Raw genomic sequence first — 16,003 nt, forward strand, 5'->3', positions numbered from 1 at the left:
AATGTCTGCAAGCTTGTTGTCGCTCAGGCGGCTTACTTCTACTCCATCCAGCATATAACTTCCTTCACTTGGCGTATCCAGACAGCCAATGACGTTCATCAACGTCGACTTTCCTGAACCCGAAGGGCCGATAATAGCTATAAAATCTCCATGCTGAATATCGAGATTGACGCCTTGGAGAATATTTACCTCTTCCGACCCCAATCGATAAGACTTCGTAACGTTACAAATGGAGATGATGCTTTGGTTATTAGACATGTTTGCCATGGCATTGGCAGGATTGACGAGCTGCTTCATTGGCGACCGCCTCTGCTTCCCATCGAGCCACCCTGGAAGCTCGCTCCCCCAGGGAACCCACCTCCGCCAAAGCCCATTCCATTCTGGCGCTGTCTTTGCTCGGTGGTACTGCTGCCGCTGCCTACCTTGCCCTGTGGGTGGCAATCAAGACAGCATCACCGACTTGGAGCCCGGATGTGATCTCGGCATATGTTTCGTTGTTAATCCCAACGACGACTTCCTTAAGTGTGCCGCCCATTGCTTGTCCCATACCCATACGTTCATTGTTTCTTGTATTCCCTTGGCCTGCATTTTGCTGATTGATCTGCTTGCTATCCTGCTTATCTGTGCCTTCGGCGTTGTCTTGTCCGCGAGTAGTATCCTTGCCATCGTTCGTCGTAGTAGGGGTACTCTCAGCATCGCTAGGCACACGCACAAAATGCTTGCTGCCCATCGCGATAACAGCATCGACGGGAACGAGCACGACATCCTTCTTAGATTGGGTAACGATTTCCGCTTGACCGGACATGCCGGCGAGGACGCCATCCGGCTTGGTTAGGCTGATGCCGACCTCATAAGTAGCGACACCATTGTTGCTTTTGCCCTCTTTTCCAATTGAAGTGATTTTCCCGGTAAATTGTTGGTTGGGGAAGGCATTGAGTGTAACTTGCGCTGACTGCCCGGATTTAATAGATGGAATATCGAGTTCGTCAGCTGACATGATAAATTCAAGCTTGGTATAGTCGGCGATGACCGCGACTACGGTATTTTCATTCACATCATTGCCTGTTTCAATCTGACTCTCTTTAATTATCCCTGCAGCTGGAGCAACTACATCGTGATTCTCTGCTTCTTCGGCCTGCAGGCTGGCGAGTGTAGATTCGTTTTGCTCGATTTCCAAGTCGAGGGATTCCATGTTCACCTGAATGGACTCCCGGTTATCCTCAGGTGCCTCCTTGTACTGCTTCTGAAGCTGCTGCATTTGCAGTTGCTGCTTTTTAAGCGACAACTCCGTTTGCTTGATTCGCTCTGAGTTGTCTGTCTTCTTGAATACAACAAGCGTCTGGCCTTTTTTTACTTGATCACCTACTTTGAAGTTGATTTTGCTGATCGTACCTTTATAGCCAGCCTTGACGTTGTTCACCTCCGACACGCTAACGGATCCAGATCCGGATACCTTTGTTTCAATGTTCCCCTTACTTGCTTGTACGGTTCTTGTTGGCAAATTAGCAGCTGAAGGCTGTTCTGCCGGCCGCTGGGTCAAATACACAGCAGTGGCTACGCCTGCTGCAAGCAGAATCCCGACCACATACACCCATTTCTTCATCGTCTCTATCCACCTTTACCGGTTCTGTAGGGCATTCAATCGTTGTGCCCGCTGAACTTAGAGTACTTATCGTAGATGAATGATCCATTAAAGCACACTGAGTACAAACTGAGCATTAGCTGAATAAACGCTGAAAGTGAAATAACAGACTAAATTGTAGAGGAAGTGGATCGGGTAGAAGCTGCCAATAAGAAGCGGGTAATGTAGTGATGAGCCTCATTTTCATTTTCACAGTGAGATCAGTATAATAGAGCCTATATTTCAATGCAGGAATCAAGGGGGCATCATGGCAAAGCGAAAGTGGATAATAGGCCTGATCGTCCTTGCAGCTATATTTGGTTATGTGATTGTTCGATTCTTGTCTTCCACACTTGCAATCGAGCGGCTAGTCGGGCAGCTTGAGACGGGTACAGACGCAGGGAAGCAGCAATCGCGCAAGCATGTAGTGCTTATTGCACAAGAGCTGGATAATCCTTTCTGGCGCACGGTGGAGCAGGGGGCGAAGGAAGCGGCTGCACAGCGGGACATGGAAATCGAATATACCGGACCCATACGCATTAACTCGTCGGAGCAGATGAGGCTGCTGGCCAAGGCCATTGCCTCCAAGCCGGATGCCATTTTGACACAGGGAATCAATGAGCCACGGTACAATGAACTCGTAAGCAGAGCAATGGATCAAGGCATTCCGGTTATAACGGTGGATTCCGATGCACCGGACAGCAGACGGTTCGCTTATGTCGGAACAGATAATCGAGCGGCTGGTGTACAAATGGGTGAATTGGTCGTTCAAGGCTCAGCATACAAAGGGAAAATAGGCATCATCTTAGGCAGCGAACTGGCTGACAATCAACGGAAGCGGATGGAGGGATTCAGATCCATCATCGATCAAGCTTCAGGCTATGAGATCGTAGACGTGCGTTCATCGAATATTTCTCGCATCGAGGCAGCGAAGCAGACGAAGCTAATGCTGAGCGAGCATCCGGATATACGAACGATTATCGGGTTTAGTGCGTGGGATGCCGCGGGGATCGTGGAAGGATTGCAAGCTGCGCATAAGGGGAAGATCAATGTATTTGGCTTCGATGATGTAGAGGCAACTAAGCGTGCGATTGCTCACGGAGACATCGTGGCAACGCTCGTGCAGCAGCCAAGAGAGATTGGCGCTGAAGCAGTATCCATTCTGCAGCAAATATTTGCGGGCGAGCCGTATGCAGCAACTCAATATACAAGTACTAAGGTTTTGGAACAATGATGAATATACGGAAAAAGCTATTAATTTTCATTCCGGCGCTGCTCATCTTGAGCAATGGCGTCTCCTTTTTTGTCTTCCAGAGTGGAAGAACCGTACAGCAGAGCTATAATGTCATGCTGGAGCGGGTATTGATGTACAGGCAAATTGCAACCCAAACTGACAGCAATCTGCGTGCCTTGAACATCTATTTGTTAGATCAAAGCGATCGATCGCGCGAAGAGTATCTTCGTGAGGCTCATAGTCTGAAGGTGATGAGAGATCAATTGACGGAGCAAAAAGCCATTGATCCATCCGCCGGAGCGAATGTGCGTAATTATCGCAATCTGCTGGACACATATATCGAAGAGGAAGCAGCCGTGCTAGAGGCACGGGGGGAACCGAGCTCTCTGCGTTATGTGCCGCTGTATGAGGAACTGGAAGCGACGGCAGGGTTCATCCGAGAAGAAGGGCATCAATTGATTGATGCGGAGCTTCGTTATTACCAGCCCTTCTACCGGCAGATCTTCACGCATACGGAAGCGATGAATCAATGGGGAATCGGACTTTTTATTATCAATACGCTGCTTAGTATCATGCTTGCCTACTGGCTATCGCTAGGCATTACCGAGCCAATTAAGAAGCTGGTTCATGCAGCGAGAGCGATTTCCCGCGGCAACTTGCAGACGAAGCCTCCCCAAGTGGAGGGCAGCGGTGAAATTCGTATGCTGTCTGAGGCATTCGGGCGCATGCAGGATGACCTTCAGCAGTTGATTGAGAAGGATAAGGCGAACTTGGAGAAGGATCGGCTCGTGAAGGAGTTGGAGCTCAAGGCGCTGCAAAACCAAATGAACCCGCACTTTCTGTTCAATTCTCTTAATGTGCTTGCAAAGCTTGCCTTATTAGAAGGCGCGGAACGGACTAGTGATCTAACCGTCTCGATGTCTAACTTGCTCCGATATAATTTGCGCAAGCTTGACCGGCCCGTACCGCTCCGAGATGAGGTGGAGCAAGCGAAGGAATACTTCACGATTCAGCAGGCTAGATTCCGTGATCGAATACAGTTCGTTACCCATATTGATGAAGCAGCCTTGGACGTGCTCGTTCCTGTACTCACCCTGCAGCCGATTTTGGAAAATGTATTTGTGCATGGCATTGAAGGAATGGAAGCAGGAGCGGTAGTAACCTTGTCCATCGAACGAGTGCCGAGCGAGGTGCGGATCTCGATTGCAGACAATGGCAGCGGCATGACAGAGGAGACGCGCAGCGCGCTGCTTCGCATGGATGCAGAACCAGCAGATTCCCGAACAGGGGGACAATCTACAGGACTTGGTACGTACAATGTATTTAGACGATTGGAACTGTACTATGGCAGAACCGATCTGGTGGATATTCAGAGCGAGCCCGGCCAGGGCACAACCGTCTTGATCCGAATACCGGACAAGGAGAATCGCAAGGAGCAACAGGATATTGGCAGGATAATGACTCCTCGATAATTGGAGGTATCCTTACTAACATGTGAATCAGAAAGGAGGGAGAACATGTATCGATTGCTAATCGCCGATGATGAGGCACTGGAGCGGGAGGGCTTGGAGTGGATTATTACGAAAAAAGATGCCGGATACTTTCGAAATTATCCACGCGGACAATGGTCGAACAGCAATTCAGAAGGCCGACGAGCATCGTCCTCATATCGTCATGATGGACGTCCGAATGCCTGGTATACAGGGATTGGATGCCCTGAAAGAAATTAAGGAACGCCATCCACTCGTCAAAATGGTGCTCGTTACTGCGTATGAATATTTCGACTACGCGCAGCAGGCACTTTCTCTTGGAGTGAAGGAATACTTGGTGAAGCCCGCAAAGCGAGATCAAATTGTAGCTGTGCTGCAGCGTCTGGTTGATGAGATTCGGGATGAGTGCAGGAAGCGTGACGAGCAGCTTGCCATCCGGGATAAATTCTATCAACTGCTTCCCATGGCCGAGACCGAGCTCGCCCTTGCTTTAATGGCCGACCAAGCTTATATGACGGACGCTTTGCAGCTTGCTGATATTTTAGAGTTGTCACTCGATCAAGGCTATGCGCTAGTGGTTGCCATGAATGGAATGAAGTCTGCTGGGGGCCAATCATACGAAGAAGAGAAGCAGCTCGCGGTCGATGTAGTGAAGAGTATATTGAAGGAGCAGGTAAAGGAGAGACATAGCTGGATCGTCAGTCCGATTGTTCATGAGCATATGGCTATTTTCGTTTTGAACAAGGGAATGGTACAGGAAGGCTTGATGCAAGAAGAAGTGCCAAGCATCGGCTCAGAGCTCATTTCTGCCTTGCACAGGCAATGTGGTCTTGAAGTGACGGTCGGAGTTGGGACGCTTCAGCAGCACGTTGAAGGAATACGGCGTTCCTACTATGAAGCAGTGTTTGCCTCGACGTATCCTAGTTCGTGGGGGAGTCTATGCCGATTCGAGGAACTGCAACTGCCCGCTAATAATGCTTCTTGGCTGCCAAATGATCGGGTTGAACGTGGGACTTCTGCTGAATGCGAGTATGTGGAGCACGCAATTAAGCGTATCCGGGAGGAACGCGAGCAGCAGACATGGAATGTAGTCGATCGTGCTGCGGCATATATCGTAGAGCGGTATCAGGAAGAGTTGTCTCTGGAGGAAGTGGCAGAGCATGTCCACTTGAATCCGCATTATTTCAGCAAAGTGTTCAAGCAGCAGACAGGAGAAACGTTCATCGATTACGTTACAAGGCTGCGCATTGATAAAGCGAAGGCACTCATCTTGGATGGGCAATTCAGCCTGAAGGAAGTGTGCTATATGGTCGGCTACAAAGATCCGAACTACTTCAGCCGTGTGTTCAAGAAGGTAACGGGCGTAACGCCCACCGAATATCGCAGTACGGAGAATTAAGTCCATGCCAGTAAGTCGGCATGGACTTTTTTGTCTTCCAAGACAAGAATGTGCTAGTTTGCGGGCAATGTTTGGAATCTGAGTATATGGGGAACGATATTATGCTGATGATTCCCAAAGAAGTGAAGGGTTTCATCAGCTTGATCGGACTAGCTGAATGTTATAATGAAGCTCCAGTCTTCATTGATTTTACTCAAAGGGGTATAAAATTATGAGTACGCAACAAGGCGAACACAATCAAATAAATATGAAGTATGTTACGCTCGTATCGATTGTAGCCGCACTCGGAGGCTTGCTGTTTGGATTTGACACTGCTGTTGTCTCTGGTGCAATCGGTTTCATGAAAGAGAAGTTCGGTCTGTCCGAATTTCAAGTCGGCTGGGCAGTATCCAGCTTAATTGTAGGATGTATCGTCGGGGCGGCAAGCACAGGCATACTGGCTGACAAGTTTGGCCGAAAAAAGGTGCTTATCGCAGCTGCACTGCTGTTCATTGTCGGTACAGCAGGTTCTGCAATTCCAGCAACATTCTCGGGTTATATCAGTGCCCGTATTGTTGGTGGTCTCGGAATTGGGATTACATCTACACTCTGCCCGCTCTATAATGCGGAGATCGCGCCTGCGAAGTATCGAGGCCGACTCGTTGCATTGAATCAGCTAGCGGTTGTAACAGGTATTTTCCTCGTCTATTTTGTTAACTTGGGCATCGCTGGTGCTGGTGATCACGCTTGGGGCGTGGAGAATGCATGGCGCTGGATGTTCGGTGTAGGTGTTATTCCGGGCGTACTGTTCTTGGTTCTCCTGTTCTTCGTACCAGAGAGTCCAAGATGGTTGATTACACAGGGGCGGGCAGCCGAGTCTCTGCCAATCCTCTGCAAAATCCACGGCGATGAGCTGGCACGCAAAGAAGTATTGGACATTAAGGAATCGTTCAAGCATGAAAAGGGTTCTCTCTCGGATCTATTCAAGCCAGGTCTTCGTTTGGCACTCATCGTTGGTGTCGTACTGGCCGTGCTTCAGCAGGTAACAGGTATTAACGCAGTTATGTATTATGCACCGGAAATCTTCAAGCAAGCAGGTGCTGGAACGAATGGCGCATTGATTCAGACGATTCTGGTCGGATTCATTAACTTCGTGTTCACGATTCTGGCATTGTGGTTGATCGACAAGGTTGGCCGTAAAGCATTATTGATCGTCGGATCATCCCTGATGGCGATATGCTTGCTTGTGATCGGGTTTGCGTTCCATACAGGTCATACCTCTGGAATGTTGGTGCTTATCTGTATTCTGGTGTACGTTGCTGCCTTTGCGATATCGCTTGGTCCAGTAGTCTGGGTCGTGATGTCTGAAATCTTCCCGAACCATATTCGTGGCAAGGCTACGGCGATTGCATCCATGATGCTGTGGGTAGCAGATTATATCGTGTCCCAGTCGTTCCCGCCGCTGCTTAGTTCCGCAGGGCCAGCCATTACGTTCTGGATATTTGGCATACTGGCGGTGTTCACCGTCCTCTTTAGTTGGCGCGTCGTCCCCGAGACAAAGGGGAAATCGCTGGAGGAGATCGAGAACATGTGGACGCAGTCCAAGGCTTAATCGTAGAGATTGTTGCATCTTATAGAACCACTCTGTTTTCCGTTAAGGCGGTTAACAGGGTGGTTTATTTGTTATCATGGCGAATGCGGAGCTGAATTTCAATAAGATAAAAAAATCAAAAGGAGCTGCTTAGGCGAAGTAGATTAAACACTTGCCGAGCAGCTCCTTTTGTCAGGCCTTTTTATTTTTGAATATAGAAAATGAGTTCCTGTCCATTCTTAACAGGGTCTTGCGCGAGCGTGTATCCGTGCTTCACCACTTCTTCCGGTACGTTCTTGAAGGCAGCTGGACAGTCAGCAATCACTTGCAACACTTGTCCTTTCTCCATGTCCTGTAATGTCTCTAACGTGTAGATAACGGGATATGGGCAAGGTTCCCCTCTAAGATCCAATGTGAAATCGATCGTCATTATTTTGCATCTCCTTTTTTGAATCCGACGCCGAAGCGGTAATTTTTTTGCCAGTAGCTAGCTACAGCATAACCGATTGCAAGCAATACAAGTGTGACAATTAACGCCCAAGCTGGGCCCATCACAGAAATAAGATTAATTTTCGAGCCACTCTTCACGAGTAGATCGAATACGCCAAGATGATCCCAAGCGTACGCAAGTGCAGTAGCGCCAATAATATTGCCGATGAATACAGGCAGGAAGATCACTTGTCCTTCCATGAGGCGGTACATCATCCCTGTCTCGCAGCCGCCTGCAAGCACGATGCCAATGCCGAACAGGATCCCGCCGACGAATGTGCTTGGTGCTGCCATTTTCGTAATCGGATCGACGCCGTTCACGAGAATAACGATGAGCGTTAGGACAGAGCTGATTGCCATCCCGCCGATAATAGCCTTGGTCATTGTTGCGCGTCCGCTAATCCACAGATCGCGGAAAGCGGAGGTGAAGCAGATCTGTCCTCTTTCGATCAAGATGCCGAAGGCAGCTCCGAAGATGGCGGCTACGCCGAGTATCGCCTTGCCTGCTAGGAAGAAGTACACGATAAGTCCTGTATAAGCCAGTGCAACAAGCCCGCCGATATAAGGCTGAACTTTTCTTGTTTGTTGAATAGTAGGCGCGGCATTCCCTTTTTGCAGGATCGGCTTGCCTTTCCACCACTTGGTGCTAACAATTTTCACCCCTGCATAGGTACCGATGGCGGTTGCGACCATGAAGATCCAAGCATGGAACGAGAATTGCGGCACGCCTGTGAAGAAGGCAGCCAAGTTGCAGCCAAGCGCGAGCCGTGCGCCCGCACCTGCGATAATGCCGCCGATCAGGCCCTGTACCAAACGGCGCTTCTGCTTCGGCATGCGAATTTTGAAGTTGTTGCTGAACAGAATCATGATGAGCGCGCCAATGAACATGCCCCACACGATCCAGCCGTCTGTCCGCTCGAATGTCGAGCCCTTCATTTGTATCAATTTGAAGTAAGCCCAATCGGAGATATCGACACCGAACAGCTGGAGGATGTGTCCTCCAAAACGCGTAAACTCGCCCGTGACGGCCCATACCGTGTTGGTAATGCCGAAGTACAGCGCGCTGAGTACGCCTGCGATGCCGATGGCAACGTAAGGGCTCCAGTAGTTGGTGAACAGCTTGCGTAATGAATCTTTCATCTTTTTCCCTTACCCCTTCAATCCCTCATAGTTAATGGTGCGAACACGATCGAACTATATGGATTTGTTTGTATGCGGCAATTCACATCCGAACAAGAGATGAGATGCAAATAAAACCATCCTCCATTTTACTACAAACTGCTTATTAGCGGGGGGAATTCGGGGTGATACTTTTTTACCTCATATGGAAATTTAAAAAAATTGAGTATGACGTGTCACAAAATGAGCACCCTATCTGTCTTAGATTATGTAACCAAATCCAAGATGAGGTGAATGAAATGAAATTGCGCTTTAATTATCGAACGGCAAATGCCCCTGCTTATCAAGCCATGCAGACTCTAGACAAATTCGTCAGCAGTACACTTGATCCGGTGCTGCTTGAACTCATTAAGATACGAGCTTCTCAAATCAATGGCTGCGCCTTCTGCATCGATATGCACGCAGCTGATCTGATGAAGATGGGTGATCATACGAACCGCATCATGCTGCTAAGTGTGTGGAGGGAAGCGCCGGTATTTACCGACAAAGAAAAGGCTGTTCTGGAATTAACGGAATATGTGACAGAAATAGCTGAAGCGGGTGTGCCCCAGTCGGTATATGAGAAGGTGCGCGAGCATTTTAATGAGAAGGAATATGCAGATTTGATTCTCGCGATTGCGACGATTAACAGTTGGAACCGTATTGCCATTTCGACAGGAATGCATCCAGGATGTTTCGATAAGTAGGGAGGAGCCGTGTGCTCCTCTTTTTCTTCTTTACTCGATGGATCAGAATAGCTTTGGAATGATAGAATGGGGGGCAAAGGAGTGGGAACATGGATGTAAAAGAGCTCCATTCGCTTCATGCACAGGAAGCTGATTCTGTTGAACAGTTGTATCGCAGCTATCGGTCCTTAGCATTTTCCATTGCATATCGGATGCTGGGCACAGTGTCTGATGCGGAGGATGCGGTACAGGATTTATTTGCGGATATGGTCGGCAGGAATTTGGACGAAGTTAGGCATATTAAGGCGTATATCGCCAAGTGGATGACGAACCGATGTCTGAATGTGCTGCAATCTTCCCGTCGAACGAGAGAGACGTATTTTGGCGAGTGGCTTCCAGAGCCTATCGTTGAACAACGAGAGCAGCCCGATCAGGTGGCGGAGCGTGTAGATTCGTTGTCCTATGCGTATATGGTTATGCTTGAGCGGATGACCCCGATGGAGAGAGCCGTATTTCTGCTGAGGGAAGTATTCGAATATGAGTATGAGGAAATCGCAGATACTGTCGGTAAGTCGACTTCCAACTGTCGCAAAATATTGAGCCGCGCCAAGGAACACGCGCGAGAATATTCCCCCACTGCTAGTCAAGATACGGATGCTAGGCGGACGCTTGTCTCCAAATTCGTTACTGCCTTTCAGCAATATGATTTGGAGGCATTGTTGTCCTTGCTGTCAGAGGATGTGCGACTGACTACCGATGGAGGAGGCAGAGTCCATGCTGCTATGCGGCCTATTATAGGCAGAAGCCGTGTACTTAGGTTGCTTACTTCACCTAAAGCATTCGTGGCGCTGCGAAGCTGGGATCTCTCCTTCACTATGGTAAATACGAGCATGAATATGGTGTATCGGGAGCAAGGAGTTGTGAAGGCGGTATGCTGCTGTGAGCTAACGGCTGAGCAAGATCGCGTAAGCAACGTTTATGTTGTATTGAACCCGGATAAGTTGGATCATATATCGTTGTAGATAGGAGCAGGAGGAATGACGGTGACACTGGGCGAAGTTATGGCTAAACTGGAAGCGATGGGCACAGAGCAAACAAAGAAAACGTTCCTCCGACATGGGGCGCAGGAGCCGCTGTTCGGCGTAAAGATCGGCGATCTGAAGAAGCTGGTCAAGGAAGTTAAGAAGGATCAGCAGCTTGCGCGTGCGCTTTTCGATACAGGGAATAGCGATGCGATGTATTTGGCAGGGCTGACAGTCGATCCATCTGCAATGACCAAGGAGCTCCTGCAATCATGGGCTCAAAAGGCACACTGGCATATGATTGTAGAATGTACGGTAGCTGGTGTGGCTGCGGAAAGTCTGTATGCTCTCGAATTAGCGCGCGAGTGGATGGCATCCAGCGTCGAGCTGATTGCGACATGCGGCTGGAGTACCTATCTGCACTATATCTCGATTACGTCTGACGAGAAGCTGGATATCGAAGAATTGAGGAGAATGCTCGCACTCGTCGAATCGACGGTTCATCAGGAACGCAATCGGGTGAGGTATGCAATGAATCAATTTGTCATTGTAGTAGGTTCGTATGTACTGGCCTTACATGATGAGGCAATACGGGTGGCAGAGGCCATTGGCAAAGTGAAGGTCAATATGGGCGAGACAGCTTGCAAAGTACCGGAAGCGGCGGCCTATATCCGCAAAGTGGAAGCCGCAGGCAAGCTCGGCGCTAAGCGAAAGACATGTATATGTTAAGGTGAAGCACAGGATTCGGGTTCCTGTGCTTTTTTGTGGTATTGACTTCGAGTTGACTCGAAGGACTACAATACAGCCATCAAGGAAGAAGCTGCTGAAGGAGAGATGGCTTGTGTGGAATATCAAGATGACTGTAACTGAATATGGAGGGCCGGAAGTGCTGCAGGCTATGCAAGAACCGCTGCGTACACCCGAAGCAGGCGAAGTTCGCGTGAAGGTACAGAGTGCTGGCGTTGCGCTTGCAGATATTATGCGCAGGGAAGGTCTGTATCCGATGTCGCCTGAGGTACCTTTTGTTCCTGGATATGATGCAGTTGGGATTGTTGATGCAGTTGGAACTGGTGTGAACGATTATGCAGCAGGGGATCACGTAGCTGTATTTTTCAATGGAACAGGCGGATATGCATCGCATGTGTATGCCCGAATGGAGGAAGTTGTTCTGATCCCTGATGCAGTAGATGCTTCAGAGGCGGCAGCTTGTATGCTGAATTATGTAACGGCCTATCAGATGCTGCACCGCATCGCGAAGGTATCGGAGGGGGAGCGGATTCTTATCCATGGCGCGAGCGGCGGTGTAGGGACGGCGTTGCTGGACTTGGGGCGAATGGCGAAACTGGAGATGTACGGAACAGCCTCGGCAGCGAAGCATCAGGTTGTTGCAGGGTATGGTGCGATTCCGATAGACTATCATGCAGATGACTTTGTTGAGGTACTTGCTAGCAGCGCTCCTGAAGGAATGGCTGCCGTGTTCGATCCGATTGGGGGGGCCAATTGGGAGCGTTCCATGCGGACGTTGAGTTCGAAGGGGCGCTTTGTCGGTTACGGCTACACATCCGTACTTGAACAGGGACGTAATAACAACTGGGTGAAGGATTGGATGGGGGTGGCTGCCCGCGGAACAACGGAGAGTGGGAACCCTGTGCACATGTATAGTATTACTGCGCTGAAGAAGGAACGATTGGATTGGTTCCGTGAAGATGTGCAAGCCGTCATGTCCCTGCTGGAAGCGGGTGAGATCCATCCGCTTATCTCTCATCGGATTCCGCTGCAAGAGGCAGCTCGCGCGCAGGAACTGTTGGCAGGAGCTCATTCTGTCGGGAAAATCATTCTTGTGGGAAATGCGTAATTGAGTCAATGGGAAGGAGCTGATAAAGGGATGTACTCTATTGGGGAAGCAGCACGAATAACCGGGGTATCTGCCTATACACTTCGATACTATGAACAGATTGGCCTCCTCCCCAGTCCTCAGCGTCAGGGTGGGAAGCCAAAAGGTGTGAGGCAGTATAACGATCAGGATTTGAGATTCATTCAATTCATCTATGGACTGAAGCAAACGGGCATGAAGCTGGAGGATATTGCAGCATTTACAGAGGATGGATGTCTATTGTCTGGCGAGCGTCTGCCGCATGATATAGAGGATACACTGCACAAACGAATGGATATGCTTGATCACCATCTTGCACGATTATCTGCCCAAATCGATCAATTGGAGTCTGTCAGAACGACTGCCGTTGAGAAAAGAAGAATGTATGCTGAGATGCTGCAAAATCAGCAGGAGAGTACGAACGTTCAAAAGGACTAACCTTTCGGGGCTAGTCCCTATTCCTTTTATACGTTCATGTTTAAGGGCATCTTTTTAAACTTTCTGAACATCGTAACTTCGTGACTTTCCAAGCTTCCTGATTACTACTCCAGCAGTTTCTGCTTCAATATTTGTACTTTCTCCTCTGACAATCCAATTGCCGCCAAATAACGCTCTGATCCTCCATATGCTGCATGCAGATGTTGAAGCATCATCTCCATGTTGCTAGGATCGCATCCTAGGAAGCGTTCATATAAGTCAGCGGGCATTCCTTTTGGCCGACCGGCGCGAAGCTCGTCCATAATAGGGAGGAGACATTCAGCTGTCATCGCATAATCTTCAATAATGGTTGCATGCGCTACATCTGCCAGATCCAGAAGCAAGGCAGCAACCATACCTGTTCGATCTTTCCCAGCTGTACAGTGGAAGAGAACGGCTTCGTCAGAAGGATTAGCAAGAATTTCGAATATACGCAGGAATGCATCTTGGCTATTGTCCAGCATACTGACATACAGATCGCCCAGACTATTAACTTGAGGTTGGTTCGTTGTCGCTGGATTCAGGAGATCGACATTATGATAGGCAACGTTGTCGGAATCAGCAAATGCATCCCTGGCGACGCTCACCTCTTGCGCGTGACGCAAGTCGATAACCGTATGAATTCCGCGTCCCAGCAATAGCGCTTGGTCGCGCTCGGTCAGCTTGTGCTGGCCATCACCGCGATAGAAGCGCCCCCATTGGATTTCACGTCCTTCTTTGTTCTGATACCCCCCAAGGTCACGTACGTTGCAGGCGCCTTCCAAACTGATGATTCGTTCAGTTTGGTTTTGCTTCGGCTCGAATTGATTGTTGTCTGCGTTCATTGTTTCTATCCGCCTCTCATGAAGTAGGTAAGTCTATGCTATCATAGACAACAGGAAAGAAACAAAAGCAGAAATGGGCAACACAAACGCAGAAGACAGACATTTATAGCAGCAATGAGGTGTCTTTATGAATATTACATTGGGCCTGTTCGCCCATGTGGACGCAGGGAAAACGACCTTTGCCGAGCAGGTGCTGTATCATACGCGAAGTCTACAGCAACGGGGACGAGTAGATAACAAGGATGCATTTCTGGATAGCCATGAAATTGAGAAGGAACGCGGCATCACGATATTTGCCGATCAAGCCGTGATGACGTATAGAGGCAACACCTACACACTTATCGATACACCCGGCCACGTCGATTTTTCCGCAGAAATGGAGCGGGCGATACAAGTCATGGATGTCGCCGTCATCATTGTAAGCAGTGTAGAGGGCATTCAAGGGCACACAGAAACGGTATGGAAGCTGCTGCAGGAGCGGGGCGTGCCGACAGTTTTTTTCTTGAACAAAATAGATCGAGTGGGTGCGGATGTAGATCAGGTCATCGCAGATATCTACGAGAATTTGACCCCAGATATCATCAACATGTCATCTTATGATCCGGATCAAGGGTTGAGTGAAGAGATCATTACCTTCATAGCTGAGCGGAATGATCAGTTGTTCGAGCTCTATATGGAGGAAGGCTATGAGCAAGCAGTATGGCTGAGGGAGATGCGGCATATGCTTGCCGAGCGCAGATGGTTCCATTGCGTATGCGGTTCGGCGCTTCAGGATGTAGGCGTGCAGAAGGCTTTGGAGCTTATCCATCAATTCGTGCAGACTGAATATTGCGCCACGGGGGAAATGGCGGGACTGGTGTATAAAGTTCGCTATGATGATCAGGGAACTCGTACGACCCATATGAAGGTTACGAGCGGGACGTTGTCTGTTCGAGATGAAATCCGATATGGGATAGAAACGGATACCATTCTCGAGAAGATTACATCTATTCGTATCTATAATGGGCAGAAGGCACAGAAGGTCGAGCGAGTAGAAGCAGGACAGCTATGTGCGGTAACGGGGCTTACGGCTGCTTCTGCGGGAGTGGGTGTCGGCGCCTATAAGGACACTGCTATCTATCATATTGTACCTACACTCAAGTCCAAGGTTATCTTCCCAGCCGAGTTGCACGTGAAGGAAGTGCTGGCTTGCTTCTATCGGTTGGATGCGGAAGATCCTGCTCTTCGCGTGCAGTGGGATGAGCATGTTCAGGAGATTCACATTCACGTCATGGGTGCCATTCAACTGGAAGTGTTAGAGCGGATCGTAAAGGAACGATTCGGCATAGCGGTATCCTTTGCGGATCCTGAAATTCTCTATAAAGAAACGATACGCTCTACTGTGAACGGATGCGGACACTTCGAACCGCTTGGGCACTATGCGGAAGCACGCTTGCGCCTGGAACCTGGAGAACGAGACAGCGGCATTCAGGTGTTCAACGAGTGTCATCCGGATGAGCTTGGCGTCAATTATCAGAATTTGATTATGCAGCATTTGCTGGAAAGGGATCACCATGGGCTGCTGACAGGGGCGCCGCTAACGGATGTGCGGATTACACTGCTGACGGGGCGAGCACATAACCGCCATACGAGTGGCGGTGATTTCCGTGAGGCCTCTTTCCGTGCGCTGCGTCAAGGGTTGGAGCAAGCGGATAACGTATTGTTGGAACCGTATTACGACTTCAAAATTACGGTGGATACGGACGATATGGGCAAGGTAATGGCGGATGTGCAGAAGGCGCACGGTACACTTGAACCACCTGCATTTATCGGCAGTAAGGCGGTCATCACAGGGAAGGTTCCGGTAGCCACCTTCATGAACTATAGCACGGAGCTTGCCGCCTATACACAGGGCAAAGGGATGATTCAGCTTCTATTCGGCGGGTACGATGAGTGTCATAATGCGGATGAAGTGATTGCACGCAAGGGCTACGACAAGGAGGCTGATCCGGCCTATACATCCTCTTCTATCTTCTGTGCCAAGGGACAGGCGTATCGAGTTCCATGGGATGAGGCAGTTTCCCATATGCATAGTTAATAATATAGCTAATAACATAGCTAATAACGGAGCTAGAATTTTTGTGCATCAGACCTACGTGCACAAGGAGGATCGTGCCCATA

Annotated in this window: 14 protein-coding genes and 1 pseudogene; 10 read left to right on the forward strand and 5 right to left on the reverse strand. The window is 49.3% G+C overall.

Annotated features, from left to right (window positions below):
* The coding region (locus AZ66_RS01560; protein WP_231586694.1) for an ATP-binding cassette domain-containing protein at positions 1-297 on the reverse strand (297 nt) is incomplete at its 3' end.
* Positions 298-418: 121 nt separating this feature from the next.
* Positions 419-1,603 carry an efflux RND transporter periplasmic adaptor subunit gene (locus AZ66_RS01565; RefSeq protein WP_044353327.1) on the reverse strand — a complete coding sequence of 395 codons (1,185 nt, stop codon included), beginning with the start codon at positions 1,601-1,603 and terminating at the stop codon, positions 419-421.
* A gap of 286 nt (positions 1,604-1,889) precedes the next feature.
* Between AZ66_RS01565 and AZ66_RS01570 the strand changes: the two genes are divergently transcribed.
* The 4 genes and pseudogenes from AZ66_RS01570 (at position 1,890) to AZ66_RS01590 (ending at position 7,335) form a co-directional block, all read left to right on the forward strand.
* Positions 1,890-2,855: a substrate-binding domain-containing protein gene (locus AZ66_RS01570; protein WP_021260858.1), complete on the forward strand. Its 966-nt coding sequence runs from the start codon at positions 1,890-1,892 to the stop codon at positions 2,853-2,855.
* Complete coding sequence (locus AZ66_RS01575) at positions 2,852-4,327, forward strand: sensor histidine kinase (RefSeq protein ID WP_231586695.1); 1,476 nt, start codon at positions 2,852-2,854, stop codon at positions 4,325-4,327. Before AZ66_RS01570 ends, AZ66_RS01575 begins: the two co-directional genes overlap by 4 nt.
* 45 nt (positions 4,328-4,372) lie before the next feature.
* A pseudogene (locus AZ66_RS01580) lies at positions 4,373-5,744 on the forward strand (response regulator transcription factor).
* A 211-nt stretch (positions 5,745-5,955) separates the two neighbouring features.
* Positions 5,956-7,335, forward strand: a complete 1,380-nt coding sequence (locus AZ66_RS01590; RefSeq protein ID WP_021260861.1) for a sugar porter family MFS transporter — start codon at positions 5,956-5,958, stop codon at positions 7,333-7,335.
* Positions 7,336-7,516: 181 nt separating this feature from the next.
* Here AZ66_RS01590 and yedF read toward each other — a convergent pair whose 3' ends face one another.
* Together yedF and yedE are read right to left on the reverse strand one after the other, a co-directional pair.
* Positions 7,517-7,744 carry a sulfurtransferase-like selenium metabolism protein YedF gene (gene yedF, locus AZ66_RS01595; RefSeq protein ID WP_021260862.1) on the reverse strand — a complete coding sequence of 76 codons (228 nt, stop codon included), beginning with the start codon at positions 7,742-7,744 and terminating at the stop codon, positions 7,517-7,519.
* On the reverse strand, positions 7,744-8,943 hold the full coding sequence (gene yedE, locus AZ66_RS01600) for a selenium metabolism membrane protein YedE/FdhT (protein ID WP_044353329.1): 1,200 nt from the start codon (positions 8,941-8,943) through the stop codon (positions 7,744-7,746). Before yedE ends, yedF begins: the two co-directional genes overlap by 1 nt.
* A gap of 278 nt (positions 8,944-9,221) precedes the next feature.
* Between yedE and AZ66_RS01605 the strand changes: the two genes are divergently transcribed.
* The 5 genes from AZ66_RS01605 to AZ66_RS01625 all read left to right on the forward strand — a co-directional run bounded on the left by AZ66_RS01605 (position 9,222) and on the right by AZ66_RS01625 (position 12,980).
* The gene (locus tag AZ66_RS01605) at positions 9,222-9,668 is read left to right on the forward strand and encodes a carboxymuconolactone decarboxylase family protein (RefSeq protein WP_044353330.1); all 447 of its coding nucleotides are present in this window, start codon (positions 9,222-9,224) and stop codon (positions 9,666-9,668) included.
* 89 nt (positions 9,669-9,757) lie between these two features.
* A complete protein-coding gene (locus AZ66_RS01610) occupies positions 9,758-10,669 on the forward strand; it encodes an RNA polymerase sigma-70 factor (protein WP_044353331.1) in 912 nt (303 codons plus the stop codon).
* A 21-nt stretch (positions 10,670-10,690) separates the two neighbouring features.
* Entirely contained in the window at positions 10,691-11,398 is a 708-nt protein-coding gene (locus AZ66_RS01615; RefSeq protein ID WP_044353332.1) for a DNA alkylation repair protein, read from the forward strand.
* Positions 11,399-11,510: 112 nt separating this feature from the next.
* Positions 11,511-12,524, forward strand: coding sequence for a medium chain dehydrogenase/reductase family protein (locus AZ66_RS01620; RefSeq protein WP_052648339.1), 1,014 nt, complete (start codon positions 11,511-11,513; stop codon positions 12,522-12,524).
* A complete protein-coding gene (locus AZ66_RS01625; RefSeq protein WP_231586696.1) occupies positions 12,525-12,980 on the forward strand; it encodes a MerR family transcriptional regulator in 456 nt (151 codons plus the stop codon).
* 104 nt (positions 12,981-13,084) lie between these two features.
* Here the strand turns inward: AZ66_RS01625 and AZ66_RS01630 are convergent, their stop codons facing one another.
* Positions 13,085-13,843: a tyrosine-protein phosphatase gene (locus tag AZ66_RS01630; protein ID WP_044353333.1), complete on the reverse strand. Its 759-nt coding sequence runs from the start codon at positions 13,841-13,843 to the stop codon at positions 13,085-13,087.
* Positions 13,844-13,970: 127 nt separating this feature from the next.
* Here AZ66_RS01630 and AZ66_RS01635 point away from each other — a divergent pair, with 127 nt between their 5' ends.
* Positions 13,971-15,920 carry a GTP-binding protein gene (locus tag AZ66_RS01635; protein ID WP_044353334.1) on the forward strand — a complete coding sequence of 650 codons (1,950 nt, stop codon included), beginning with the start codon at positions 13,971-13,973 and terminating at the stop codon, positions 15,918-15,920.
* Positions 15,921-16,003 lie beyond the last annotated feature (83 nt).

Source organism: Paenibacillus sp. E194 (genome assembly GCF_000935845.1).
In the GTDB taxonomy this organism is placed as follows: Bacteria; Bacillota; Bacilli; order Paenibacillales; family Paenibacillaceae; genus Paenibacillus_B; species Paenibacillus_B alvei_B.